At 33.5% G+C, this 26,866-nt stretch carries 27 protein-coding genes and 1 other RNA gene; 15 read left to right on the forward strand and 13 right to left on the reverse strand.

Annotated elements, in window-relative coordinates; translation table 11 throughout:
* Positions 1-26: 26 nt before the first annotated feature.
* The 4 genes from SB689_RS11175 to SB689_RS11190 form a co-directional block, all read right to left on the reverse strand.
* Positions 27-845 (reverse strand): prolyl oligopeptidase family serine peptidase, encoded by an 819-nt coding sequence (locus tag SB689_RS11175; RefSeq protein ID WP_410692221.1) that lies wholly within the window; start codon positions 843-845, stop codon positions 27-29.
* A 74-nt stretch (positions 846-919) separates the two neighbouring features.
* A complete protein-coding gene (locus SB689_RS11180; RefSeq protein ID WP_410692222.1) occupies positions 920-1,489 on the reverse strand; it encodes a hypothetical protein in 570 nt (189 codons plus the stop codon).
* Between the two features lie 75 nt (positions 1,490-1,564).
* The gene (locus SB689_RS11185) at positions 1,565-1,963 is read right to left on the reverse strand and encodes a hypothetical protein (protein ID WP_410692223.1); all 399 of its coding nucleotides are present in this window, start codon (positions 1,961-1,963) and stop codon (positions 1,565-1,567) included.
* A 5-nt stretch (positions 1,964-1,968) separates the two neighbouring features.
* On the reverse strand, positions 1,969-4,023 hold the full coding sequence (locus tag SB689_RS11190; protein ID WP_410692225.1) for a M3 family metallopeptidase: 2,055 nt from the start codon (positions 4,021-4,023) through the stop codon (positions 1,969-1,971).
* Between the two features lie 214 nt (positions 4,024-4,237).
* On the opposite strand from SB689_RS11190, the gene SB689_RS11195 reads away from it, so the two are divergent.
* A complete protein-coding gene (locus SB689_RS11195; RefSeq protein ID WP_410692226.1) occupies positions 4,238-4,771 on the forward strand; it encodes an SRPBCC family protein in 534 nt (177 codons plus the stop codon).
* Between the two features lie 39 nt (positions 4,772-4,810).
* Here SB689_RS11195 and SB689_RS11200 read toward each other — a convergent pair whose 3' ends face one another.
* Entirely contained in the window at positions 4,811-5,167 is a 357-nt protein-coding gene (locus SB689_RS11200) for a DUF805 domain-containing protein (RefSeq protein ID WP_410692227.1), read from the reverse strand.
* Between the two features lie 85 nt (positions 5,168-5,252).
* On the opposite strand from SB689_RS11200, the gene SB689_RS11205 reads away from it, so the two are divergent.
* From SB689_RS11205 to rimM, 4 genes are all read left to right on the forward strand, one after another.
* On the forward strand, positions 5,253-5,702 hold the full coding sequence (locus SB689_RS11205; RefSeq protein ID WP_066755396.1) for a hypothetical protein: 450 nt from the start codon (positions 5,253-5,255) through the stop codon (positions 5,700-5,702).
* Positions 5,703-5,865: 163 nt separating this feature from the next.
* Positions 5,866-6,399: a nitroreductase gene (locus tag SB689_RS11210; RefSeq protein WP_410692229.1), complete on the forward strand. Its 534-nt coding sequence runs from the start codon at positions 5,866-5,868 to the stop codon at positions 6,397-6,399.
* 376 nt (positions 6,400-6,775) lie between these two features.
* Entirely contained in the window at positions 6,776-7,348 is a 573-nt protein-coding gene (locus SB689_RS11215) for a 30S ribosomal protein S16 (RefSeq protein ID WP_410692230.1), read from the forward strand.
* A gap of 11 nt (positions 7,349-7,359) precedes the next feature.
* Positions 7,360-7,902, forward strand: a complete 543-nt coding sequence (rimM, locus tag SB689_RS11220; RefSeq protein ID WP_410692231.1) for a ribosome maturation factor RimM — start codon at positions 7,360-7,362, stop codon at positions 7,900-7,902.
* A 169-nt stretch (positions 7,903-8,071) separates the two neighbouring features.
* On the opposite strand, the gene SB689_RS11225 is transcribed toward rimM, so the two are convergent.
* The 3 genes from SB689_RS11225 to SB689_RS11235 form a co-directional block, all read right to left on the reverse strand.
* On the reverse strand, positions 8,072-9,616 hold the full coding sequence (locus SB689_RS11225) for a serine hydrolase domain-containing protein (protein ID WP_410692232.1): 1,545 nt from the start codon (positions 9,614-9,616) through the stop codon (positions 8,072-8,074).
* 180 nt (positions 9,617-9,796) lie between these two features.
* Positions 9,797-10,600, reverse strand: coding sequence for a helix-turn-helix domain-containing protein (locus tag SB689_RS11230; RefSeq protein ID WP_410692233.1), 804 nt, complete (start codon positions 10,598-10,600; stop codon positions 9,797-9,799).
* A complete protein-coding gene (locus SB689_RS11235; protein ID WP_410692234.1) occupies positions 10,600-11,577 on the reverse strand; it encodes an XRE family transcriptional regulator in 978 nt (325 codons plus the stop codon). The genes SB689_RS11230 and SB689_RS11235 overlap by 1 nt, the downstream gene beginning before the upstream one ends.
* A 54-nt stretch (positions 11,578-11,631) precedes the next feature.
* Here SB689_RS11235 and SB689_RS11240 point away from each other — a divergent pair, with 54 nt between their 5' ends.
* From SB689_RS11240 to rpoN, 4 genes are all read left to right on the forward strand, one after another.
* Positions 11,632-12,336 (forward strand): LA_2272 family surface repeat-containing protein, encoded by a 705-nt coding sequence (locus tag SB689_RS11240; protein ID WP_410692235.1) that lies wholly within the window; start codon positions 11,632-11,634, stop codon positions 12,334-12,336.
* Positions 12,333-12,932, forward strand: coding sequence for a CDP-alcohol phosphatidyltransferase family protein (locus SB689_RS11245; RefSeq protein ID WP_410692236.1), 600 nt, complete (start codon positions 12,333-12,335; stop codon positions 12,930-12,932). Before SB689_RS11240 ends, SB689_RS11245 begins: the two co-directional genes overlap by 4 nt.
* Before the next feature lie 137 nt (positions 12,933-13,069).
* Positions 13,070-14,518, forward strand: coding sequence for an asparagine--tRNA ligase (gene asnS, locus SB689_RS11250; RefSeq protein ID WP_410692237.1), 1,449 nt, complete (start codon positions 13,070-13,072; stop codon positions 14,516-14,518).
* Between the two features lie 159 nt (positions 14,519-14,677).
* On the forward strand, positions 14,678-16,141 hold the full coding sequence (gene rpoN / locus SB689_RS11255) for an RNA polymerase factor sigma-54 (RefSeq protein ID WP_410692239.1): 1,464 nt from the start codon (positions 14,678-14,680) through the stop codon (positions 16,139-16,141).
* 81 nt (positions 16,142-16,222) lie between these two features.
* Here the strand turns inward: rpoN and SB689_RS11260 are convergent, their stop codons facing one another.
* The 3 genes from SB689_RS11260 to SB689_RS11270 all read right to left on the reverse strand — a co-directional run bounded on the left by SB689_RS11260 (position 16,223) and on the right by SB689_RS11270 (position 18,781).
* Positions 16,223-17,248, reverse strand: coding sequence for a hypothetical protein (locus tag SB689_RS11260; RefSeq protein WP_410692240.1), 1,026 nt, complete (start codon positions 17,246-17,248; stop codon positions 16,223-16,225).
* A 374-nt stretch (positions 17,249-17,622) separates the two neighbouring features.
* A complete protein-coding gene (locus SB689_RS11265) occupies positions 17,623-18,297 on the reverse strand; it encodes a beta-carotene 15,15'-monooxygenase (protein ID WP_410692242.1) in 675 nt (224 codons plus the stop codon).
* Positions 18,290-18,781, reverse strand: coding sequence for an RNA polymerase sigma factor (locus SB689_RS11270; RefSeq protein ID WP_066759721.1), 492 nt, complete (start codon positions 18,779-18,781; stop codon positions 18,290-18,292). Before SB689_RS11270 ends, SB689_RS11265 begins: the two co-directional genes overlap by 8 nt.
* A gap of 178 nt (positions 18,782-18,959) precedes the next feature.
* Between SB689_RS11270 and rnpB the strand changes: the two genes are divergently transcribed.
* Positions 18,960-19,283: RNase P RNA component class A (gene rnpB / locus SB689_RS11275), an RNA gene on the forward strand.
* A 93-nt stretch (positions 19,284-19,376) separates the two neighbouring features.
* On the opposite strand, the gene SB689_RS11280 is transcribed toward rnpB, so the two are convergent.
* Positions 19,377-20,246, reverse strand: a complete 870-nt coding sequence (locus tag SB689_RS11280) for a PPK2 family polyphosphate kinase (RefSeq protein ID WP_410692244.1) — start codon at positions 20,244-20,246, stop codon at positions 19,377-19,379.
* A gap of 99 nt (positions 20,247-20,345) precedes the next feature.
* Positions 20,346-20,828, reverse strand: coding sequence for a DUF1573 domain-containing protein (locus tag SB689_RS11285; protein WP_410692245.1), 483 nt, complete (start codon positions 20,826-20,828; stop codon positions 20,346-20,348).
* A 128-nt stretch (positions 20,829-20,956) separates the two neighbouring features.
* On the opposite strand from SB689_RS11285, the gene SB689_RS11290 reads away from it, so the two are divergent.
* The 5 genes from SB689_RS11290 to SB689_RS11310 all read left to right on the forward strand — a co-directional run bounded on the left by SB689_RS11290 (position 20,957) and on the right by SB689_RS11310 (position 26,836).
* A complete protein-coding gene (locus SB689_RS11290; RefSeq protein ID WP_410692246.1) occupies positions 20,957-23,572 on the forward strand; it encodes a valine--tRNA ligase in 2,616 nt (871 codons plus the stop codon).
* An 83-nt stretch (positions 23,573-23,655) separates the two neighbouring features.
* Entirely contained in the window at positions 23,656-24,291 is a 636-nt protein-coding gene (locus tag SB689_RS11295; RefSeq protein ID WP_410692247.1) for a DUF4241 domain-containing protein, read from the forward strand.
* Positions 24,292-24,368: 77 nt separating this feature from the next.
* Positions 24,369-25,259, forward strand: a complete 891-nt coding sequence (locus tag SB689_RS11300; RefSeq protein WP_410692249.1) for a ribokinase — start codon at positions 24,369-24,371, stop codon at positions 25,257-25,259.
* Positions 25,260-25,349: 90 nt separating this feature from the next.
* Positions 25,350-26,195, forward strand: a complete 846-nt coding sequence (locus SB689_RS11305; RefSeq protein ID WP_410692250.1) for an alpha/beta fold hydrolase — start codon at positions 25,350-25,352, stop codon at positions 26,193-26,195.
* The gene (locus SB689_RS11310; RefSeq protein WP_410692251.1) at positions 26,192-26,836 is read left to right on the forward strand and encodes an HD domain-containing protein; all 645 of its coding nucleotides are present in this window, start codon (positions 26,192-26,194) and stop codon (positions 26,834-26,836) included. The genes SB689_RS11305 and SB689_RS11310 overlap by 4 nt, the downstream gene beginning before the upstream one ends.
* Positions 26,837-26,866: the final 30 nt, after the last annotated feature.

Here is a 26,866-nt window from a genome sequence, read left to right on the forward strand (position 1 = left end):
CGGAATTGCAACTATTTATTTTTCTTTTATTTACGTTTTTCAAATAACCATTTCGGAATTTCATCTGTCACCAAAAACGGAATCACAATATTGTTATGATTAAGGTTGTTGAATGTTGTGAAGATTAAATTTTTGTCGGAAGGAAGTTTTTTATATAATTCAACACTTCCAACATATGGATTTTCATCATCATTTTTACCGTGAATGAGCCAGATATTTTTGTCTTTAATTTTATTAAGATTCGACAAATCAGGAACGGCTGCAACAGAAATAACGGCTGCAAATGTATTTGGACTCAAATTCATAAGATTTTGAGCAGTTGAACCTCCCATCGAATAACCTATCAGATAGATTCTGTTTTTATCAATATTCGGATATTCTTTTTCGAGATTTTTAATCAATTTCAATAAAGCAAAAACCTCGTTAGATGGTTTTGAAATTTGAATACCTTCTGCATTTATCTCATAATTGGTGGAGCGTGTATTAAATTGTGGAGCTACAACATAACATGGGAATTTCTCATAAATCTCATCCCGCAACCATATTTTAGCGAATGGCTCGAGCTGATTTTCATTATCATTTCCGATCCTTGTAGAATTATGAAATGTAATAACCAACGGAAATTTCCCATTTTTCCGATTATTTTTAGGCGTTAAAAATCTGTATGGAATTTTAATGTCGTTTTCTGTAAATATTTTCTTTTGAAATTTATCGGTATTTAAGCTGTTTAATATTTTTCTATTGTTTAAAAAAGTAAGGGTATCAACTTTCGTATCCCGAAATTCTTTCTTTTGTGCAAAAGCTTGATTTATGGTGAAGATTAAAAGGAGTATTTTGAATTTCATAATTTTTTGAGATTATTTGAAAGTGGAAAGTTCGTTGGTTTCCGGGTTAAAAGTGATTTGATAAGTAAGATATTTTAATCAACATATACTTTTCGTGTATACGTCATAATATTTTCGAAAATAATTTTATTCAAATTCTCTTTATTGATTATTCCCTCTTCATTATTTTTTCTCCAAAAATCATAAATTATTTCTATTTCATCTGACAATAAAAAATATTCGTATTGCTCTTTCTTAAATTTCTGCAATTCATCATAATTAAATATTCTTTTTTGAATAAAATTTCCGTTTTCGATTTGTAAATATTCAAATATTCCATTTTGAGGTTCTTGATCAAATTCTCCTCTAAAATCATCAATTCTAATCAATCCGGAATACCATTCAAATTTATTATTCGGAAAGATCTCTTCTCTCAAAGATTTCAAATTAAAATTAACATCTGTCAACCAATTAATTTCTTTAATTAAGAGTTCTTTATTTTTGATTTCAAAAACAGCGACATATCCTCTCCATAAAGCGGTACAACTAATTTCAAAATTTGGTTTTTTCTCAGTAAATTCACGGAAATAACTTTCCAAAAGCTCATCATTTAGATAATATTCTTTATTTTCAAATATGAGTTTGTCTTTAATCTGTTGAGTCATTTTATACTTGCTGAGTTTGAGAAAAGTCTTGATTTGATCACCACTTTTGGAATGATAATTAAATCCAACCTCTTATTAATATATTATTTCCCATTTATTTAAATGTGGTTTTAATGGTCCGTGATTAACAGTTTCTCTATTTGTACTCAAACTTGAACCATAGTAATGATTTAAATTATTTAATAGCTCTTCGCCTTTGATGATGTGAAAGTCAGGAGATTTATTTTCTTCGTTGAGATATACAAAAATGTAAATTGAATTATTTTTAATTCTTCTTGTATTTAATGTGAAGCAGTTTGGTTTTTTTCTTAAAGTTTTAACTTCTATCTCATAAGTATTGTTAGTAATTTGATTAGTGGCAAATAAATCAACACCTTTTGCATTTCCCAAACTTAAAGCAACTTGATAGTTTCTCTTTGCTAATTCTGCTGCAACAAAAAATTCTCCTGAAATTCCGGTTAATTGTTTTTCCATATTTCCTACCCAAACGCCCTCTTTAACAAACTCTCCACTTTCGGCTCACTTCCTCTGAAATTCTTATACAATTCCATTGGATCTTTTGTACCGCCGGAAGAAAGAAGAACTTTATATTTTGCTGCAATTTCAGGATTGAAAATTCCATTTTCTTTAAAATATTGGAAAGCATCGGCATCCAGAACTTCTGCCCATTTGTAAGAATAATATCCAGCAGAATATCCACCTTGGAAAATATGTGAAAAACTTGGGCTCATCGCTGTTTCAGGATTTGCCGGATATAATTGTGTTGCTTTTGTGTATTTGTCTTCAAACTCTTTTACACTCTCATTCTCTAACTCTGAAACTTTAGTATGATAATTCATATCCAAAATCCCGAAACCTAATTGTCTCATCGTTTGATAGCCTTCCATGAAGTTTTTAGAAAGAGCAATTTTCTCGATTTTTTCGTCTGGAAGAATTTCACCTGTTTTATAATGTTTGGCGAAAGTTTTTAAGAACTCAGGTTCGTAACAGAAATTTTCTAGGAATTGAGAAGGTAATTCCACAAAATCCCATTTTACAGAAGTTCCGGAAAGGGTAGGATATTGTGTATTCGCCAACATTCCGTGAAGAGCGTGACCAAACTCATGGAACAAAGTCGTCACTTCCTGAAACGTCAATAGACTCGGTGTATCTTTCGTCGGTTTGCTGAAATTACAAACAATAGAAATATGCGGACGGGAATTTTCACCGTCTTTTTTGTACTGATTTTTGTAGCTCGTCATCCAAGCTCCGGCTCTTTTGCCTTTTCTTGGGAAATAATCAACGTAAAGCAGGGCTTTGTAGTTGGTTGCTGGTTGTTGGTTGTCGGTCTGAGCGGAGTCGAAGACTTCTTTGACCTCGTAGACTTTCACATCTTCATGATATTTCGGAATATCGTTTCTTTCTTCAAAAGTCAATCCAAATAAATTATTTGCCAGTCCAAAAACGGCGTCCTGAACCTGATCTAATGGGAAGTAAGGTTTTAATTCCTCGTCATTTAAATCATATTTTGCTTTACGAAGTTTTTCAGCATAAAAAGTGTGATCGTAGCCTTGTATTTCATCAATTCCATCGGCTTTTGCTAATGATTTTAATTCCTCAATTTCTTTTTCTGCGTAAGGTTTAGCTTTTGTCAGCAATTCATTTAAAAAGTCTAATACTTTTGTCGGAGATTTTGCCATTCTTTCCTCCAAAACATAGTCTGCATAATTAGTGTAGCCTAATAATTCTGATTTTTGCTGTTTTAATTGAAGAAGTTCTTTGATGAGGTTTTGATTGTCAAATTCTCCACCATCGAAAGATTTTTTACCATTGGCTAATGCAATTTCTTTTCTTAATTCACGGTTTTCAGCATAGGTCATGAACGGAAGATAACTTGGATATTGCAAAGTTATTACCCAACCTTCAAGCTCTCTTTCTTTAGCTTCTTCGGCATATTGCTCGATGATAGCTTCAGGAATTCCTGCCAAATCCTCTTTATTGGTAATATGTTTAAAATAATTATTGGTCGAAGCCAGCACATTTTGTCCGAATTGCAAAGATTTTAAAGACAAATCCATGCTGATATTCTTTAATTTTTCCTTGTCTTCTTCATTCAATAAAGCACCGCTTCTCACAAAACCTTTATAAGTTTCATTTAAAAGCATTTGCTGTTCTTCATTAAGATTGTATTTCTCTTTTTCATCGTAAACCTTTTTGATTTTGTTGAAAAGAGCTTCGTTTTGAGAAATTTTTGATGAATATTCCGTTAAGATCGGAGAAACTTCCTGAGCGATCTGTTGCAATTCATCACTCGTTTCGGCAGAATTTAAATTGAAAAATATATTAGAAACAGCATCCAATTGTTCTCCCGAATACGCCAATGCTTCAATTACATTTTCAAAAGTCGGTTCTTCAGAGTTATTAACAATCACATTGATTTCCTCTTCTGATGTTTCAATTAATTCTTTAAAAGCAGGAAGATAATCTTCATTTTTAATAGAATTGAATGGCGCTGAATGATATGGTGTGTTAAATTTTTCTGTTAAAATATTCATTTTTCGATTTTTTAATAAGTGTAAATGTAATAATTCGTATTGATTTGATGGTGGAATTCTCAAAAATAATGCCTCAATGAAAAGGTATGACAAAAATGCTTTATCTTTAATAATCTTGTCATATGAAAAGTTGAGATATAGGTGGAATGATTAATTTTGACAACAGACTTACAACTTAATGATGTTAAAAATTTAACCCTAAATATTTTAAACTATGAAAACAATTTTAAAAATTATTGGTGTAATTGTTCTTTTAATTATCGGATATGCTGTAATCGCAATGCTGGCTTTTGGTAAAAATTATCATTATGAAAAATCGATGGTAATTAATGCTCCGAAAGAAAAAATATGGCAGCAGATAAGCTCGATGAAAGCTTTTAATCAATGGAATCCTTGGATGAAATTAGACAAAACCATGAAAATCACGTATACCGGAAATTCAGGAGAAGTGGGAGATAAATACTGTTGGGACAGCAAAAATGATGATGCAGGAGCGGGTTGTCAGGAAATCAAAGAATTAGTTTTCAACGAAAAGCAAAAAACAGAAATGATTTTTGTAAAACCTTTCGAAGGGCAGGCAACCTCCGAGATCGTTTTGTCTCCTGAAGGAAATGCTACAAAAGTAGTCTGGACGATGGATACCGAGCAAGATCCTATGATGAAAATAATGAGACCAATGATGGATTACCAAATGGGGAAATCTTATGAAGAGGGTTTGAATAATTTGAAAGCGTTGGTAGAAAAATAAAAAAATAGCCTTGTAGATTTTACAAGGCTATTTTTTTGCTTAATATTCTTTTTTACCGATTTCATTAATAGAATTATAATTTCCGATTCCTTTAGGGTTAGGCCCGTATTCATTGTGTCCATAATCACTGTTTGCAAACAGCATCCAAAGCGAATAAAAGGGGATTATTTGAAACCATCCACTACTTCCCAAATCATGACATCTTTTTACGCGCTGTGCAATTAAAAACCAAATTAATGGTATAAAGCAGATAAGTAAAATAGAAGGATTTATAAAAGAATTTATTGCTTTAGCAAGTATAATTAATATGATTGCAGCACCAGCATAAACAAGATATGATAAAGCGTATTCTGCACGTCTTATTCTACCATTAAAAGAAAAAGGATTTTCAAACATGATTGTGTTTTTTTGAACTGTAAAAATAAATGTTTTTATCAAAAAAATATTATCTTTATGTAAAGTTTATATAAAGAAAAGATTTATGGAGAAGACCGTATTTGAGAAAAATGCCATAAGAAACTTTGTGAAGACCATTATTGCCGAAAAAATCGAAAAGCTGAAAAACTTTATCGAGTTTACGTTGGATGCAACCCGTGATATCAAAAAAACTCCGAAATATGACAGTATGCGAGAGGAAATGCAGGAGGAGATTTATCAGATGCAGAGACAATTGGCAGCTTTGAATGATCTTCAGCGAAATATGTCAAAAGTTCTAAATAATGCCACAGAAAGAGTGCAGTTGGGTTCGATTGTCATTACCAATAAAGCTCGTTTTTATATATCAGTTTCCTTGGGAGAGTTCTTTTTTGAGGGAGATCGCTTTTACGCTATTTCCTCGGAAAGCCCGATGGCTAAAAAAATGATGGGCATGAAACCCGGAGACGATTTTACTCTCAATAAAATTCATCAGGAAATTGTAGAAGTTTTGTAGAATTATGAATTATGAATTATGAATTGTGAATTGTGAATTGTGAATTGTGAATTGATTTTCCATACTGTCATTATGACGAATGAAGAATCTGAATTTTTAATTTGTAGCATAAAACCAACAACTAACAACCGCCAACGATCAACTTTTTCGTAATTTTGCACTTATGAATAAAGCAGAAGTTTTAAAAGAAATCATAGAGCAAAGAAAAAGCATCTTTCCAAAAGATTACACTGAAACCGAAATATCTCAGGAAATTATTAATGAAATCCTGAATTCAGCGACATTTGCTCCCAATCACAAACGTACAAAACCTTGGCGTTTCAAGATTTTCAAAGGAGAAGAAAAAGCGAAATTAGCTTCCGAAATGCAGGCTATTTACAAAGCTTCTCAACCCGAACAACTATTTTTAGAGAAAAAATATAATGATATTGGCTTTAAAATCAATAAAGCTGATGCTGTTGCTTCAATCATTGTCAATTTCAGCGGAATGGTTCCGGAATGGGAAGAAATCGCTGCCGTTTCTATGGCGGTTCAGAACATGTATCTGACTTGCACAGCAAATAACATCGGCTGTTACTGGAGTTCTCCTAAAATTGTAGACCAATTGAAAGATTCTTTGACGATCGAAGAGAACCAGAAATGTCTTGGGCTTTTCTACATGGGAAAGGTTAATCACTTTAACAATGGATCTGTTTAAACCTTTTTTTAGAGGCTTTTGACTTCGCTGAATTATTTTAAGGAGCTATTTCCCGCTTTCCACTGTATCTTTTTTGTTACGGCCTCCGCTTCGCTCCAGCCGCAACAAAAAAGGATGTCGTTCCAATCGGGGCTAGGGTGGCAGTCGTTTGATAAAACATTTGGAAAATAGTCACAAACCTTGCGGGAATAATTATTAGAAGTAAAGACTAACTAAAGTGAAATTTTACAAATTTATCAATGAAAGCACATTAAAGCATTGTTACATTGTCAGATTGATAAATTGTTGCATTTATTGATCGTAGAATTGAAAATTTTATTTATCTTTGCACTCTTAAATATTTAACTGGGACGAGTTCCCATAAAATTCAAACATTATGTCAGTAAAAATCAGATTACAAAGACACGGATCAAAAGGGAGACCTTTTTTCCACATCGTGGTTGCAGATGCTAGAGCTAGAAGAGATGGTAGATTCATCGAGAAACTAGGTACTTACAACCCAATTACTAACCCTGCGACTATCGATTTGAACGTTGATTCTGCTGTAAAGTGGTTAAACAACGGTGCTCAACCAACTGATACTGCAAGAGCTATTCTTTCTTACAAAGGAGTACTTTACAAAAAACACTTACAAGGTGGTGTTGCTAAAGGATCTTTTGACGAGACTGAAGCTGAAAAAAGATTTGCTGCTTGGTTAGAAACTAAAGAACAAAAAGTACAAGGTAAAGTAGACGGTTTATCTAAAGCTCAAGTAGACGCTAAGAAAGCTGCTTTAGAGGCTGAAGTTAAAGTAAACGAAGCTAGAGTTGCTGCTGCTGCACAAGTTATTGCTGATGCTAAAGCTGCTGAAGAAGCTGCTAACGCACCTGCTGAAGAAGTTGTTGCTGAAGCTACTACAGAAGGAGAAGCTCCTGCTGCTACTGAAACTGAAGAAAACACTGAAGCTTAAAAATCCCTGTTATGCGTAAAGAAGATTGCTATTTACTAGGAAAAATCACACGCAGACACGGCCTTGCGGGTAATGTGATCCTTAAATTGGACACAGACCAGCCCGAGCTTTACAATAAACTGGAATCAATATTCGTTGAAATCAACGGATTATTGGTTCCTTTTTTTATTGAAAAAACATCTTGGAGCAAATTAGATGCTCTAAATCTTGCCTTTAAAAACTCTTCTGAGGCTTTGGTAGACCAATCTTTGGGGAAAAGCGTTTACTTACCGCTTACTACATTGCCGAAACTTTCAGGGAAACAGTTTTATTATCACGAAATCATCGGATATAATATTCTTGATGAAAATGATAACGATTGTGGTGTCATCAGATCTGTAAATGATCAGACTGCTCAGGTTTATTTCGTTACAAACTTAGACGGAAAAGAAGTTGTCATTCCTATGATCAAAGACTGGATTCTGGAAGTAGACAGAGAAGAAAGAATCATTAAAATGATACTTCCTGAAGGTCTTATTGATGTCTTTTTAGTTTCTTCTAAAAAAGACGAATAAATTTTCATAAAAAAAGATGAGAAGTTAATCAACTTTCATCTTTCCATATTATTTGAATTACTTATTATTTATTGCTCATAAACTGCGGGTAATATATATTCTTGTACTATTTTCTCAGATTGTGGATGAGCATATGCTTTATTATAGGCCTTTGCTGTAATTACGATCACTAAAGGAATTTCAGTGAACATAATGATTTTGTTACCACCATTTCCACTGCATTGATACGCCTCAAAACTTTTGCCTCCAACCTTATATACTTTTCTCCAAATAAATATCCGTAGCCTTCAAAGTCTTTATTTTCAGGAAAATAATTGGTAAATGATTTTTTAATCCATGCTTTATCGATTACTTTTTTGCCTTTCCATTCTCCATTATTTTTGTATAATTGACCGAATTTAGCAAAATCTAATGCATTCATTTTCAGACCTCCTGCTAAAGATATTTTATGCTGTGGAGTATACTGCCATTTGTAATTTTTGATTTCTAATGGATTAAAAAGCTTTTCTTTTGCATAATTCTCCAATCCGTTTGGAACCTTTTGATCTAAAATATCTCCTACAACAACAACTCCCGCTGTGAAATAACTCCATTTTCCCCCAATTTTATTATCCGTCATAGGAACATCAAGCGTAAACTTCACCCAATTATCGGTCGGGTACATGTTTTCTTCATTTCCGGGAGAATCTTCATCTTCATCGTTGCCTTCAAAGGCCGAACTCATCGTCAACAGGCTTTTAAGGGTAACACTATCTTTCTTTGATGTATAATGTTGGAATTCTTTTAAATGATAAAATTCTCCAAGTGTTTGATTTTCATTCTTTAAATGACCTTCTTTAATAGCAATTCCAGCTAATGCAGATGCAAAAGACTTCCCTACGGAACGGGTATCTTGTAAACTGTCTCTTCCTGAATTATTAAAATATTCTTCAATAAGAAGTTTGTTATTTTTAACAACAACAATGCTGGTAATATCTCTGAATCTGTTCTCTGCAATTTTTTGATTTAAATTTCTAATTTTTTCTGTGTTAAATTTTTCTGTAGAAACTTCCCATCCGCTGTTTGACTTTATAGGTTGAAGTGCGATCTGTTTTTCGCTAATATCTTTCTTAGGAACGGTTAGATTAATTTCACCTTTTGCAATAAGACGACCTGTTTTTACTGAAGTTGATTTTAAATAAGGTCGGATTTCTATTTCTAAAGTATGATTTCCTGCAGTCAGAGCATCAATTCCACCATGAACCAAATAAAAGCGTGACCACAAATATTTTCCCCAAGAATCTTCATTATTGGAGCTTATTAAAGGAATTCTAAAGTTTGTTTTTACCTTTTTATTTTCTATAGTTCCGGCACCTGTATTTAAATTTTCGACATAGATTAATTTTTCATCAACGTAAAAAGAAAACTGATAATTCCCTTTTTTGAGTAATTCATCAGCAGTTAGGGTAGGATCGAGTTCATGTAAAGAATTAACCAAAGAATTATCCATAAAAACTCTGATATCAAGGTCTTTATCTTCCTGAAAGATCATGTTTTTTAGAAGATTATTTTCTTTAAGATTTTCCAGAGTGATTACTTTATCTAAAAAAAGAACTGTATTCAAATGATTTTTCTGAACAGAGTTTTCAATTTTTTCCGGAGTAATAAGGTTTTGAGTTTGTCCAAAAGATAGACTAAATATCAGTGACAGAATAAATATAGAGATTGGTTTCATTTCAATTTTAAATCTAAACAAAAATATATAGCTTAGTTTAGAAAAAATAGAATAAAATTAACATTTGTGATTTCGTGGATTATATAGATTGATCCTTGTCAAGGTTTTAAACCTTGACAAGGATTGTGCTGAAAAAAAATATAAACATCTGTGAAAATCTGTGGGATCTGTGGGAAAAAACTACTTCAAAATCTTCCTATATTTCAAAGGTGTTACTCCCATATTTTCTTTAAAACAACGGATAAAATGGCTTTGGTCCGCAAAACCACATTCTAAAGCAATTTCAGTTAAAGATTTTTCGTTCGTAGTAAGAATTGACAACGATTTATTGATCTTTAATTTTCGAACATAATCTCCAAGATTATAGTGAAAATACTTGTGGAAATCTCTGCTTAGATGAGTTGGATGAATGTTTAAAGTTTGGGCAATTTCTGTCAAATTCAGTTTGTCAGTACAAGTTTCATGAAGTAATTCATTGATTTGTTTCACCCAAATCGGTTTCTTTTCTAAAAGTACTTTTTGATTTGATAATTCACTGAAAATATTTAATAAAAGCTGTTGTGTTGAGGTTTCTGAAGCATTGTCATTGATCTTACTTTCTTTAAATATCTTGTACATCAACAACTTTAATTCAGGATTTTTAATATTAAAACTTCCTTCAAGATTATCTTTTGAAATGTTAAGATTTTCAAACCATTCTCTTGGAATTTCAATGTGAAAACCTCTTGTAAAACCATCTGGTTTTATGTTGTAATGCGGGTCTTCCCAATGGTGATAGAGCATAGTTCCGGGCAAACATTCGTAGATTTCTTTTTTGTTTCCCTCAATCACATTTCCCTGAAGAAGAAAGGTGAAATAAGCGTTCTCATGATAATGCCAGTCAACATAAGGATGAGTGTATTCCGTATCGGTAATAATCAACCCGTCGAAGTCGAGGGTTTCATTGGTTTGTCCGAAAAATTGTCCATTACCGAGGGTATCCATTATAATGTAAGCTTTAAATTTTCAATCTGTTCATACATTCTGTTAAAGAAAATTTTTCTGTCCCGATTTCCGGAAGTACTCATCGACTTTGAATTTTTAATCTGATGTTCAAAATAATTCAATGTTTCACCACAGGTTTTGGCATCATTAATCAAAATATACCCAAACATATTGGTCGGCAATGCAAAAAGCGACTGCTTCGGATGATGAAAAAAAATGTCATTGGAAAGATGCATCAATTCATTTTCATATAGATGAAATTTAGGATTATTTTCTGTTTTTTGTTCAATATATTGTATTAATTCTTTCAGTTCGTTCAAAATAATTTGAGCTTCATTTTTTTGTAAAAGTCCGGTGTCGTAATAGAAAGAAATCTGTTGTAAAATACTGGAAATCGTCATGTTATTCCATAATTCTACTACATTTTGTTCTTCATATTTCTTTTTTAATTCTTTGGTATTTGTTTCAAAATACGGCGGTGAAAATTGTAGAAAAGGAATAAAAACCTGCTTTGCATTCAATAAATTCATCCAGACATAAATCTTGAAACGGGAAAGAAGTGTATCTGAAAGTGTATAAAAAAACGGAATATCTTTCGCCGAATAATAAATAGTTATCCCATCAGAAAGTGGCAGACTTTCAAAAACATTGAGATTATTTTGAAAAAAAGATTGTAAATCCTCCGTTTCACTTACGCCCGAAGTTTTTTGTACTACGATTTGATGATCTGAGGTGATAAACTGATTCAACGAAATCTGATAATGTTTTGCCAATTCCAAAGCCTCTTCAAAACTGAATTTTGCCTTCAATGAAGTTCTTCTGTGCGCTGCATCATAGCTTATATTCAAAATATTGGCGATTTCGTCATTCAAAGATTTATCTCCAATTCTTTTACGAATTTCCTTAAGTAAACGTTCCTGATGCATTGTTTTGTGATTTTCACAAATGTACTCTTTTATTTTAATTTTTTTTCGCATTCAGATTTGTGTTTTTCGCAGATAATTTTGAGGTATAATTTTAAAATAACGATTATGAAAACTAAATTATTAATAGGATTACTCCTCATAAGTTCATTTGTATTTGGGCAAGATAGTTTAAAAGTTAAGTCTTCTTTTTTTACAGTAAACCCGAACCAGAATGTAATTAAAAATACAAACGGAATTAATGTAGGAATCTTGGATGATTATAAGAAACAGAGAATTAATGGGATCAATATACAAGCTAACCCAATTACATTGCTTTACTTATTAATTCCAAAAGGAATTGAAGTTCCTAAAAAAGGACAAGAAACTGTCGTAATTAACGGGCTCCATATTTCTACCGGAGGAATGATGAACGGTAAAAAACTGAATGGAATTGGTGTTTCAATGTATCATATTGCTCAGGAAACCAATGGAATATCATTTAATGGTTTTAATAATAATTCAGGAAAACTAAATGGACTGCATGTTTCTTGGTTGAATAATTCAGCAGATTCCGGAAATGGGGCAATGGTTGCGTTTTCAAACGATGCTGAAAAGTTTAACGGACTTCAAACCGGAGTCTATAATTACAATGGGAAAGGAAAAGGGTTACAGGTTGGAGCCAGTAATAAAAGTGAAAGCTTCAATGGGCTTCAGATAGGAGTTATTAATAAAAATAAAAATGGAAAAGCAGTTCAGATAGGATTGTGGAATGTAAATGAAAGACGTAAGCTGCCTATTATTAATTGGAATTTTAAAGCTAAGAAATCATGAAAACAATACCTTATATATTAATCGCCATCAGATTCATTTTAGCTCCGATTATTATTTCTTTGGCCTATTTTAAAGGAGAAGAATCAAAGTTTTTAATTCTAATATTAATGTACTTTGGATTATTAACAGATATTTTCGACGGAATTATCGCACGAAAAGTTGGCGTTTCATCCGAGAAATTAAGAAGACTAGACAGTCAGACCGATCTGGTTTTCTGGTTGTCGTTAGGTTTCGCTTCTTATTTTTTGAATCCTGAATTGATCAAAACCGAATGGTTAAGCATTCTTTTAATTTTTATCATGGAAGCACTTTGCTACATCATAAGCATCTGGAAATTCGGAAAAGAAACCTGTACTCATGCATTTTTATCGAAAATGTGGGGACTGAGTTTGTTGATCGCTTTTACTTATTTAATAGGATTCCAGGAAGCGGGCTGGGCATTTTATCTCACAATTGTGTTGGGATTAGTTTCTCATATTGACGTTATTTTAATTGTTTTGATACTTCCGAAATGGCAATTTGATATCCCAAGTTCTTATCACGCCTGGAAAATCAGGAATGGCAAACAGAGGAAAAAAACGATATTCTTTAATTAAATAATATTCAAAGCATAGTTTTTAGTTAAATAATTGATAAATGATTTTTTATTAAAGACAGCGTAATATTCAAATTGCGCTGTTTTTTTGTAACTTTGCCGACGTTAATTTTTATATAAAAATTTATAAGTCAACAAATGAAAAAGCAAACAATTAAAGAAATCCTACAGGATTACAAAAAGGTATTACATCATGACATTACAGTTTACGGTTGGGTAAGAGCTTTCCGTTCAAATCGCTTTATTGCACTTAATGATGGTTCTACAATTAATAATTTGCAGATAGTTGTTGATTTTGAAAATTTTGACGAAGAAATTATCAGTAAAATCAGTACAGCATCTTCTTTAAAAATTGTTGGTGAAGTTGTAGAAAGCCAGGGAGCGGGACAAACAGTAGAAATTGTAGCTAAAAAGATTATCATTTTAGGAGATAACTTCACAGAGGAAAGAGACAAAACAATTCTTCAGCCTAAAAAACACTCATTGGAAACATTGAGAGATCAGGCGCATTTAAGATTCAGAACTAATTTGTTTGGGGCTGTTTTCAGAGTACGTCACGCAGTGAGTTTTGCGGTGCATTCTTTTTTTAACAAAAACCAATTCTTTTATATCAACACGCCTGTAATTACGGGAGCCGATGCAGAAGGAGCAGGAGAAATGTTTGGAGTAACCAACTTTGATTTAAATAATATTCCAAGAGACGAGCAGGGAGATATTGATTTCGCTCAGGATTTCTTTGGTAAAAAAACGAACTTAACGGTTTCTGGTCAGCTTGAAGGAGAAACTGCAGCAATGGGATTGGGAAGAATTTATACTTTCGGACCTACTTTCCGTGCTGAAAACTCAAACACAACGCGTCACCTTGCAGAATTCTGGATGGTGGAGCCGGAAGTTGCCTTCAACAACCTTGAAGATAACATCGACTTGGCAGAAGATTTCTTGAAATATGTTATTCAATATGTTTTAGATAACTGTAAAGATGATCTTGACTTCTTAGACAAGCGTTTTGCAGAAGAACAGAAATCAAAACCGGAAAAGGACAGAGCAAAAGAAGGTCTTATTGAAAAATTAGAAAATGTTATTGCTAAACGTTTCAAGCGTGTAAGCTATACAGAAGCTATTGAGATCTTAATGAACTCAAAAGAAAATAAAAAAGGGAAGTTCCAGTATCCGGTTGAAAACTGGGGAACTGATCTTCAGTCTGAGCACGAAAGATTCTTAGTTGAAAAACACTTTGAATGTCCTGTCGTTTTATTTGATTATCCAAAAGAGATCAAAGCATTCTACATGAAATTGAATGATGACAACAAGACCGTTGCTGCAATGGACGTACTTTTCCCAGGAATCGGAGAAATCATCGGAGGTTCAGAAAGAGAAGCGAGATTAGATGTATTAAAACAAAAAATGGCAGAAATGCATGTAGATGAGCATGAACTTTGGTGGTATTTGGATACCAGAAAATTCGGTTCTGTTCCGCATGCAGGGTTTGGATTAGGATTGGAAAGACTGGTTCTTTTCGTAACAGGAATGACTAACATTAGAGACGTGATTCCTTTTCCAAGAACACCGAAAAATGCTGAATTTTAGATAAATAAAAAAGCCTTAAAGTAAAATTTAAGGCTTTTTTTATTTTTTAATAGTTTATTGGGTACCACATATACAGCAAAAATCGTGCTAAATGCTTTTTTTGTCGAATAAATTTATCTAAATTCGTAGAATATGTTATGTTAAAACACAAAGATTAATATGCTTAGACAACACTTACAACTCAAATTAGGACAGAAGTTAGCGCCTCAGCAGATTCAGTTGATGAAGCTTATTCAGCTTCATACATTGGAGTTTGAAGAGGAATTGGAGAGAGAACTAGAGGAGAACCCTGCTTTGGAAATCGCGAAAGAAGAGTCTAAGGAAGATGATTATGCTTCTTTGGAGGATGCTTATGAAAATGAAGGTACGGAAAGCATTGAAACCGATTTTGATGTTAACGATTATCTTTACGATGACGAGCCAACCTATAAAACTGCTTCAAGCAACTATTCTGCAGATGATGAAGAATTCGATAACGAAAGCCTTTTAACGGAAGGTCAGTCTTTATATGATTATTTATTGGAGCAGATCCATCTTGCCAATATTAATGAAGAAGATGTAAAAATTGCCGAATATATCATCGGAAACCTAGATACAGACGGATATTTAAGAAGAGAAATCAAAGCGATTGTTGATGATCTTGCCTTTTCTCAAGGGATTTATACGACCAAAGAGAGAGTGGATGATGTTCTTGAAAATTATGTTCAGAAATTAGATCCGCCTGGTGTTGGAGCAAGAGGTTTGCAGGAATGTTTATTGTTGCAGATCGAGAAAAAAGTAAGCTCTGATAAAGCCGTTTCTTTGGCTGCCAATATTTTGAGACATCAGTTTGATGCTTTGACGAACAAGCATTACAACAAAATCATTCAGAAATATGATATTGATGAAGAAGATTTAAAAGATGCATTGGAAGAAATCTCAAAATTATCTCCAAAGGTAGGAGGGAATTTTGATACTCAGACGATTACGATCAACCAGGAAATTATTCCGGATTTTGTGATTCAGGTGAAGGATGGAATGGTGATCCCAATGTTGAACAGTAAAAATGCACCAACTCTAAGAGTTTCAGAAGAATATAAAGATATTTTAACGACGTATTCTCACGATAAAAACTCTTCTGAGCATAAGCAGGCTGCCTTATTTATCAAACAAAAGCTAGATGCTGCAAAATGGTATATTGATGCGATCAATCAACGTCAGAATACCTTATTACAGACCATTACGGCTATTGTAAAATTCCAGAAAGATTATTTCATTACCGGAGACGAAAAATCTCTGAGACCAATGATCTTAAAGGATATTGCCGATATTACAGGTTTTGATATTTCTACCATTTCAAGAGTGGTGAAAAGTAAATATGCCGATACTTCAAACGGGATTTTGTATCTTAAAGATCTATTCTCGGATAGTTTAACAAATGACGATGGGGAAGAAGTTTCTACAAAGGAAATTAAAAATCATCTTCAGGAAGTTATCAGCAAAGAGAATAAAAGAAAACCTCTTACTGATGATGCTTTAGTGGTTATTTTAAAGGAGCAAGGCTATAATATTGCAAGAAGAACCATTGCAAAATACAGAGAACAGTTGAATATTCCTGTTGCGAGACTAAGAAAAGAATTATAAAAATTCTATAAAATATGTAAAATGCTCAGATTGTTCTGAGCATTTTTTGTTTTTAGATATAAATTTAGATTTATCCGTATCTTAAAAAATTCTGGTAAGTACAATTCTATACTCTAAGCTCACGTTCCCATTATTAGTAAGATTTATAGTTCCTGCCGAAGGCATTGTTAAAGTATAGCTAAATGCCGTATTTGTTCCACCTGCACAATTTGGAATTCCAGACCAAACAACTGAAGTGGTATTTCTGTTTACTTCGGTAAAAGCTGGTGCTTTGTCGGTTGTATCGGTATTCAATAGTCCGTTTATTCCTTTGATTGAGAAAGCGCTATTGAAATTATTATTAGTCACATAATAATCTGCAACTGCAACACGTCCACAAGAATTACTAACACTCACAACAGCTTTATATATTCCGCCGTCAGCAATTCCTGTAATAAGAGTATTTGTAGCTCCTGATGCTATATTGACTGTGTTATTAATTACTGTTCCGTATACGTTACTCACAGCCTTGTTTAAAACTCCGTTAGGATCAGTGTATACAGGAGTAATTAAGGTAGCTCCTGCTGCAACATCTAAAGTTCTTACTCTCGCGCTACCGGCTACATCTAAAGTATTTGTAGGAATGTTTGTGGCAACTCCTATATTGCCTGTAGTTAAATCCATTGCAAAATCAGATCCGCCGGGAATACGCGAAATAATAAAAGCGCCATTATTTCCGTTGAAATTTGGATTTATTCCCATTACAGCTTGTTTGATTCCTGTAGTTCCTATAGTTCTTAAAATAGCTAATATGGAATTGTTAGTAACCGGATTTTCTATCAAAAGTCCGGTATTTGTTGCTTCACCACCTCCAATACTTGTAGCAGTCCCATTATTTACGATATGAAGATTTGATGTAGGAGCGATGTTTCCAATTCCGACTCTACCTGCTGAGGTTACTGTAAAATCATTAGCTTGTTGTACAGTGTTAGGAATTCCTGTTGAAGGATTGTCTTTTCCTCCGTCAACGTGTAGCATGCCCTGAGGGTTTGAAGTATTAATCCCGACTTGGGAATATGCCCATGGCGCTACTGCCAAAAGACATAAAAGAATGAATTTTTTTCTCATTTTTAATCAATTTTAATGTTTGTATTATTTAATATCACTTTAATGTTTAGGACAATTAAAATCGTTTTTAAGTTTAAAAAAACAAATAACTCTAATTTTTCATATCGCGGTATCAAAGTTAAAACCCTTTATTAAAAGTTAAAATACTGCAATTATACTGCATCATGTTAATCAGTTGAAAGCTAAATACTTTTAAATAATAAAATTGGAAAATGTGGTACGTAAAATTATTAAATTTAACATAATAAAAAATAAAATTTAAATTTTTTTACTGTGTTTTTTGATTTTACTTTAATGATATTTTATTTAAGTTTATGATATAAAAAAAGCATTTCAATTTGAAATGCTTTTCTTGTTTATAAGTGTAAAAGATATTAGTCTTCCTCAGAATCAATATCTTTTAATTGTTTTAAATTTTTATCGAGCTTCCTCATAATGATTCCATACACTATTTTGTAATAAAGCCAAATCAAAAGCACTGCCAATGCGGTACTTACAATGGTTCCAATTATGAAGACCATAAGATTGGAATTATTGACCTCAATATGCTGAGTTTTTAAAATATAAAATACAAAAACAGTGAAAACAGACGTAAATGCTATTAATAGAAGGATATTAATTAAAATAAAAGCATTAACCGTTTTCTTAAACTGAATAATTCTAAGTATAAATTTCTTTAAGTTTTCTTCAATCTTTATTTTCTTATAATTTTGATAAAATTTGAATACAAAATAAGCGGTTATAGAAAGACTTAAAACCTTCAATACTACATATATGTTGTCGAGAAAACCTTCTAGCTCGGTTGTTTTTTTGGCACCAAGTCTTTCCAGAATACTGAGAAAACTGTTTGATTCTTTGTCTTGGATAATATAAAATAATCCCAACACGGTAAAAAACAGAAATTCTACAACACTGATCCAGAAAATATACTTCACATAATTACGTGATTTTCTGTTCAACATCTTAAGGATCTCGTTATTGTCGTATTTTTGCTGAACAGGCTGTTCCTGCCATGTTTTCTTAAAGCTGTCTAAATCAAATTCAGGCATATTTTTCCATCTGTTCTTTAAGGGTTTTCTTTAATCTGTTCATTTTCACACGCGCATTTACTTCGGTAATCCCGAGGTTTTCTGCAATATCCTTGTAAGGCAAATCATCCAGATACATGGTAACAATCGCTCTTTCCACATTGGGAAGCGTCTTTATTACTGTATACAAAAGTGAGACCTGTTGGTGTTTTTCGTCATCATCTTCGATAAAATCTCTGTGATTGATGTCTAATTCATTAGTAGGCAAGCTTTTGCTTTTTTTTCTGAAAAGGGTAATAGCTGTATTCAGGGCTACACGATACATCCAAGTAGAAATTTTAGAATTTCCTTTAAAAGAATCATAACTTCTCCAGAGCTGTAAAACAATCTCCTGAAAAAGATCTTCCTCATCTTCCAGAGAATTCGTATAAAGACGCGAAACCTTGATAATCAAGCCCTGATTATCTTTTATCAATTGCGCAAATTCTTTTTCTCTCGAGATCAAAATGGATGTGTAATAATTCACGAAGATAATAATAATAAGTCAATTGTAAATTTTACTTCGTAAGGGAATGGTGAATTTTATTTTGAAAACATTTAAAAAAATTGACAACAAAGTGAATTGACTATTCACAATTCACAAAATGCAAATATTATAGGCATTTTGTATATCTTTGCAGCCACGAGAAAGTCGGCTTGTTGATTCTTGTTTCGGCAAGGGTAGGAAAGTCCGGACACCATAGAGCAGCAAAGCGGATAACATCCGTCACCCGCGAGGGTAGGACAAGTGCAACAGAAAGTATGTACAGTTCGGCTGTAGTGAAACCAGGTAAACTCTTTGCGGTGCAATGGTAAGTATATCGGTTCTTTTCAGTAATGGAAATAGGAGCGGCTCGCTCTGAAAGCCGAGGGGTAATCAGCTCAAGTTTTGCAGTAATGTACGACGTAGATAAATAACAGGCGCTTCTTCGGAAGTACAAAATCCGGCTTATAGATTTTCTCGTGATTTTTTTAAGACGGAAGTTAGAGGCTTGAAGATGGAGGTTTAAAATTATTGCGTTAAAAACTTCTATCTTCAAGCTCCAATCTTCCATCAAAATTTATTCATTCTCCAATTGCTTTTTCGCTTCCTGCAACCCTGCTTTGTCTTCTTTTGAAAGCTGAGGATACTTCAAATCCATTTTTTCTAAAGTATCAATAATAATCTGGATAGCAGCTATTCTTGCAAACCATTTATTATCTGCCGGAAGTACATACCATGGAGCATCTTTTTTATTGGTTTCATTAATAGCAATTTCATAATTTTCCATGTACTGATCGAATAAAGCTCTTTCCGGAAGATCCGCAGTTGAGAATTTCCAGTTTTTTTCAGGCTCGTTTATTCTGTCTAAAAGTCTTTTCTTTTGCTCTTCTTTGGAAACATTTAAAAATATTTTAACGATGGTTGTTCCGTTCTGAGCCAGATGTTTTTCGAAATTTCTGATGCTTTCATATCTGTTTGCCCAGAATTTATCATCGAAATCTTTTACAGAACCCCATGTTTTTTCACTTAAATTATATTCAGGATGAACTTTACACACCAAAACACTTTCGTAATGCGAACGGTTAAAGATTCCAATCATCCCTTTTTGAGGAAGTGCCAAATAATGTCTCCATAAAAAGTCATGAGAATATTCTTTTGAACTTGGCGTTTTAAAACTTGTTACGTTACAACCTTGTGGATTCACTCCCCCGAAAACGTGTTCAATTAAGCTGTCTTTTCCGGCTGCATCCATTGCCTGAAGAACAACCAATAAAGATTTACTTCCATCGGCATATAATTTTTCCTGCAGATTACGAAGTTTTTCCTTTTCCTGAATTAATAATTGTCCTCCCTCTTCTTTGGTAAGTTTTCCTTTATATTCTGTTGAAGTTTTTTTTATTGAAAATTTTCCTTGTACCAGGAAATCATCTGAGAAATTGGTGTCCATATTTTTTATAGTGATTAAAAGATTAATTTTGCCTAAAGCCTAAATATAACAAAAAAACCGCCTCCATGGAGACGGTTTCTTATTTTTTTTGAGTAGAGGTTACTTCGCAGCAGCTACTTTTTTTGCAGCTTTAGCAGCTTTCTTTGCTTCTTTTTTAGCAGCTTTAGCATCAACTGGAGTTTCCATTTTAGCTGGAGCTACTACAACGTCAGGTGCATTAGCATCAACAGTTCCTTTGATGTAAATTACGCTTCTGCTGTTTGCAGGGTCGTTAGAGAAAACTTCAATCATTTTGTTGAATCCTCCATTGATTGCTGTGTTGTATCCAACTTTGATTTTAGCAGATTTTCCTGGCATAATAGGATCAGTGCTGAACTCAGGAGTTGTACATCCGCAAGAAGCTTTTACATTAGAAAGAACAAGAGGCTTATCACCAGTATTCGTTACAGTGAAGAATCTTACACCGTCAGAACTAGGCTTCACATTACCGTAGTCAAAAGTCGTTTTATCAAAAGTGATAGTCTGCGCAGATGCTAGAGCAAATGTTCCAAATAGTGCAATTCCTGCAATTAATTTTTTCATATTCTTGAATGTTAATATGTTTGTTAGATAAATTTTGAGAAACAAAGTTAAAAATTATTTTAATTCATACTGAATTTTTTTTTTCTTTAGACTATTTTTGCAAATTGTAAGCCAAAGAAATAGAATTTATGCAGATTTCAGAAAAGTATAATCCACAGGAAACAGAACAAAAATGGTACAACTACTGGTTGGAAAACAAGTACTTCCATTCAGAGCCAAATGAAAAACCACCATATACTATTGTAATTCCTCCGCCAAACGTTACGGGGATCTTACACATGGGTCATATGTTGAATAATACCATTCAGGATGTTCTGGTCCGTCGTGCAAGAATGCAGGGCTTTAATGCTTGCTGGGTTCCGGGAACAGATCACGCTTCAATTGCTACGGAAGCGAAGGTTGTTGCCAAACTGAAATCAGAAGGAATTAATAAATCAGAAATTACCCGCGAAGAGTTTTTAAAACACGCTTGGGAATGGACTGATAAATACGGAGGAACGATTCTTGAACAGTTGAAAAAACTAGGTTGTTCATGCGATTGGGACAGAACCCGTTTCACAATGGAAGAGTCACTTTCTCAGCAGGTGATCAAATCTTTTGTTGATCTATATAATAAAGGACTTATTTATAGAGGATACAGAATGGTAAACTGGGATCCGGAAGCGAAAACCAATATTTCTGACGAAGAAGTTATCTTTAAAGAACAAAACGGAAAATTATATTTCCTAAAATATAAAATCGAAGGTACAGAAGAATTCCTTTCGGTTGCTACAACGCGTCCTGAAACGATTTTTGGTGATACTGCGGTTTGTATCAATCCTAATGATGAGAGATATGCTCATTTAAAAGGTAAAAATGTAATTGTACCGATCGTAAACAGAGTCGTTCCAATTATTGAAGACGATTATGTTGATATTGAATTCGGAACAGGTGCTTTGAAAATTACGCCTGCTCACGACATCAATGACTATGAGATCGGAAAAAAACACAATCTTCAGATGATTGATTCTTTGGATGATGACGGAAACTTAAACGATCACGGTTTACATTACGCAGGAAAAAACAGATTTGACGTAAGAAAACAAATCGCGAAAGAATTAGAAGAAAAAGATCTTTTGTTGAAAGCAGAAGATTACGTAAATAAAGTTGGAACTTCAGAAAGAACAGGTGCCGTTATTGAGCCTAAAGTTTCTGTTCAGTGGTTCTTAAAAATGGCTGATATTGCTAAACCAGCTTTGGATGTAGTAATGGATGATGAGGTTAAATTTTATCCTGAAAAGTTTAAAAACACCTACAAACACTGGATGGAAAACATCCGCGACTGGAATATTTCACGTCAATTATGGTGGGGACAACAAATTCCTGCATTCTATTATGGAGAAGGAGAAAATGATTTCGTAGTTGCAGAGACAATCGAAGAAGCTTTAAAACTCGCAAGAGAAAAAACTTCCAACTCCGAGCTTCCAGCTTCCAGCTTAAAGCAAGACGAAGACGCTCTTGATACATGGTTCTCATCTTGGTTGTGGCCAATGTCTGTTTTCGATGGTTTGAATGATCCTGAAAATAAGGACATCAATTATTACTATCCAACTTCAGACTTGGTAACAGGTCCGGATATTATTTTCTTCTGGGTAGCAAGAATGATTATGGCCGGATTGGAATACAGAAAAGAAGTTCCGTTCAAGAATGTCTATTTTACAGGGATTGTAAGAGATAAGCAGAGAAGAAAGATGTCAAAATCTTTAGGAAATTCACCGGATCCATTAGAATTGATGGATAAATATGGTGCAGATGGCGTTCGTGTTGGTATTTTATTAAGTTCTGCGGCTGGAAATGACCTTCTTTTTGATGAAGATTTAATGCTTCAGGGAAGAAATTTCATGACTAAAATTTGGAGTGCTTTCCGTTTGATCAACATGTGGAACCATGAAGATAAACCTGCAAACGTTGCCGACAAACAAGCTATCGAATGGTTTGAAAATAAATTAAATAAAACGATTATAGAGATCGATCAGCAATTCGAGAAATTCAGAATTTCTGATGCATTGCATTTGATTTATAAATTGATTTGGGATGATTTTTGTGGTTGGTATCTGGAAGCGATCAAGCCAAATTACGGTGAAGGTATTTCTAAAGAAGTTTACAATAAAACAGTTGCACTTTTTGAGGAATTAATGAAATTGGTTCATCCGTTCATGCCTTTCCAATCAGAAGAAATCTGGCAATTGATCTCAGACAGAAATATTGAAGAAGCATTAATTATTTCTCAGCAAAAAAAGGCAGAAACGTTTAATGAAGATATTATTAAAAACTTTGAAACTGCGGAAGAAATTATCTCTGGGGTAAGAAATTACCGTCAGACAAAAGGTATTTCGCCAAAAGAAGCGGTTGAGGTTTATACAAGTGCGAACGAATTTGAAAATGAAGCTGTTATAAGAAAACTAGCCAACGTTTCTGATATTCATTTTGGTGAAAAAACAGATAAACCAAGCTTTACTTTCCTGATCGGATCAACGGAAGTTTCAATTCCTTTAAGTGATAACTTAGATTTAGGAGAAGAAAAAATCAAGACAGAAGAAGAGATAAAATATTTAAAAGGATTCTTAATTTCTGTTGATAAAAAGCTTTCTAATGAAAAATTCGTTGCCAATGCAAAACAGGAAGTAGTAGACGGTGAGCGTAAGAAACAAAAAGATGCGCAGGATAAAATTGCAATTCTGGAAGAGAAACTGAAAAGTTTATAATTAAAATATAAAATAAAGTATGAAAATTGTCAGGCTGAGTTATATCTAAGTCTGGCAATTTTTAAATATATTTCAAGATTGAAATGACACACATAGAAAACATAAAAAAGCTATTCTCAAAAGACTTCGTAGAAAGTCCGTTATTGGAGAGCTTTGAAGTTGGAAAAATTTATCTTTCCAGCGGGAAATTGGTTGCCTGTGATCCTTTGATTACTAATGATATGCAGCCTTTTTCTATAGAATTTCCAAAAGGTGATTTTTCTGTTTTATTGCATAAAGAAAGAGAGAGTAATTGTGTAGCGTATGCCGAAATTATTTTCGCTAATTCTGAAGTCACCGACTGGAAATTGGCCACGACAGCCGATCAAAATGTAAAAGATCTGGCAGAAGGCGAGGTTTTTGGGTATCCTGCTGAAAGCGGCATGGGCTGTTTTATGGATGTAGATACTCAGGAAAGTCTGGATAAGCTGGAAAAAAAATTATATCACAGCAAAGGAGCAGATTTCATGGGAATTTATGAAGAATTCTTCCACGATTATTTCTTTGATGAAAATGGCGCGATCGATCAATATGCATTTTTAAAGCCGTCAGAAGACCATCCCGGAACCATTTTCGGTTTTGAAACAGGGTATGGTGAAGGTTTTTATGCAAGCTATATTGGTTATGATAAGAATAATAATCCTGTAAAGATCATTACAGAATTTATAGAAATTAGTTAATTAAAGTTAATTGTTTTTGAAACAATATTTCCCTTTTTTACATTTGTTCAAACTAAAAACTAAATAAAAAAAACACAATGAATTTTTCCTCAGAACAACCCAAAATTATAGTGGTCGGCAGTTCTTCAATAGATCTGATTTTAGAAACCGAAAAAATTCCCATTCCAAACGAAACTGTTTTAGCCACTAATTCAGATAGTTATTTCGGAGGAAAAGGGGCAAATCAGGCAGTTGGTGCTGCGAGATTGGGGGCAAGTGTTTATTTTGTTGGCTGTGTGGGAATGGATCCTCTTGGTCAGCAAATTATGAGAAATCTTGTAGGTGAGGGCGTGAATGTGGGATTTGTTTATGAAACAGACAGAGAGTCTACGGGAACTGCTTATGTAACGACTTCTGGTGGAGACGCGGCTATAGTTGTGGTTCCGGCAGCCAATAAATGTTTGAGTATAGAACATATTGAGGCGGCAGATAAATATTTTCACACTGTTGATTTAATGCTTGTTCAACTTGAAGTTTCTCTTGAAGTGGTAGAATATTCGATCAGAAAAGCTAAGAAATACGGTAAAAAAGTTGGTTTATATGCTTCTCCTGCCATGAGATTAAGTGATGAACTTCTGGAAAATGTAGATTTTATAGTTTCTAAAAGCAGCGAATTACACATTGTCTTTGGTGAAGATCAGCGAGAAGATATTCTTAAAAAATATTCCAACAAAGTTTTTGTAAGAGATGATACCAATTCTACTGTTTATTTTGATGGAACAGAAATGAAATATTACAGAAACGACAAAGACGAAACAGCCTATAAAATGGGAATGGGAGATGCCTTTACATCAGGATTTGCTGTAGCATTGTGCCACGGAAATTCTATTGAAGAATGCGTGAAATTCGGGAATGAAGTTTCTTCAAGGGTTTCAGGAACAAAAGGTTCGCAAAGTGCGTTACCGAGAGTTTCAGACTTCTTTTCTTAAAACTATTTACTGCATATCGATAACAGATAAGTTAACATAAAAAATATCAATAAAATCTCCACTTTTATAGTGGATTTTTTGTTTTAAAATATGGAGAAGTTAATTCTTAACACTCACGACAATACAGCGCTCACAGCACATCTTTTTGTGCCTGAGAATAGTAATAATAAATTCCTGCTCATCAATTCTGCGACGGGAGTTAAACAGCAGATTTATTTTTCTTTTGCTCAGTTTTTTGCCGAAGAAGGATTTACAGTGATTACTTATGATTATCGCGGAATTGGACTTTCAAAACCTGAAATTATGAAAGGTTTTAAAGCTTCCATGAGAATTTGGGGTTCAGAAGATTATAAAGCATTGACACAATATATCAAAAATAGATTTCCAGACCACGAAAAATATTGTCTGGGGCATTCGGTTGGTGCCTTGATTTTAGGAATGAATCAGGACTCTGAAATGTTTAAAGAATTTATTTTTGTCGGAACTCAAAATGCTTTTGTCGGGCATTTAAAATTTAAAACAAAAATTGAAGCTTACGTCGGTTTCGGAATTATTCAGCCTGTAACTACCACTTTATTAGGTTATTTCCCTGCAAATTGGTTTGGTTTGGGAGAAAGTCTTCCAAAAAATTGCGCTTATGACTGGAGAATCTTAATTTTGAACAAGAAATCAACCAACGGTTTATTAGAGAAAATTGATGATTTTTCTAAAAATTTAACGCAAAAAGTATTCGTTATTCGGGCTGAAGATGATGCCTGGCTAACGGAAAAAGGAGTAAAAAGCCTTTTAAATGATACTTACCCTAACCTAAAACCAACTTACAGATTAGTTAAGGTTTCTGAATCAGAAAAGAGAGAAATTGGGCACATTAATTTTTTTAGAAGCTTTAATAAAAAACTTTGGGACATTATTTTAAATGAATTAATTGAGAAATGAAAGATATAATAGATAACACGGTAGAATTTGTAAAGCAAAAACTGGAAGGTGCAGAAGCTGGTCACGATTGGTTTCACATCGAAAGAGTTTGGAAACTTTCAAAGAAAATAGCTCAGGATGAGGATTGTAATCAGGATGTTGTGGAACTTTCGGCGTTGTTGCATGATATTGCAGATCCCAAATTTCATAACGGTGATGAAACTTTAGCTTTGAAGGTTTCCCGTGAGTTTCTGGAAGGCCAGAATACACCTGAAAATATCATTGAGCAGGTCTTATTCGTTATCAAAAATATTTCATTCAAGAATAGAGGTGAAGCTCCTAAAGATCTTCCTATTGAGCTTAAAATCGTTCAGGATGCAGATCGTATTGATGCGATTGGTGCCATCGGGGTTGGCAGAACGTTCAACTTTGGTGGATTTAAAAATAATCTGATGTATCATCCTGACATTAAGCCACAACTGAATATGTCTAAAGACGAATACAAAAAGTCTAACGGCACAACAATCAATCATTTTTACGAAAAATTGTTGCTTCTGAAAGATCTAATGAATACTGAAAAAGGAAAAGAGATCGCGCAGGAAAGACACGATTTTATGTTAAAATTTCTAGATCAGTTCTATAAGGAGTGGAATGTAGAGTAGTCTTCTTTTAAAGACCTTTCGAAATCAGTA

The sequence above is a fragment of the Chryseobacterium sp. SIMBA_038 genome, from assembly GCF_046535115.1.
Taxonomy (GTDB): Bacteria; Bacteroidota; Bacteroidia; order Flavobacteriales; family Weeksellaceae; genus Chryseobacterium.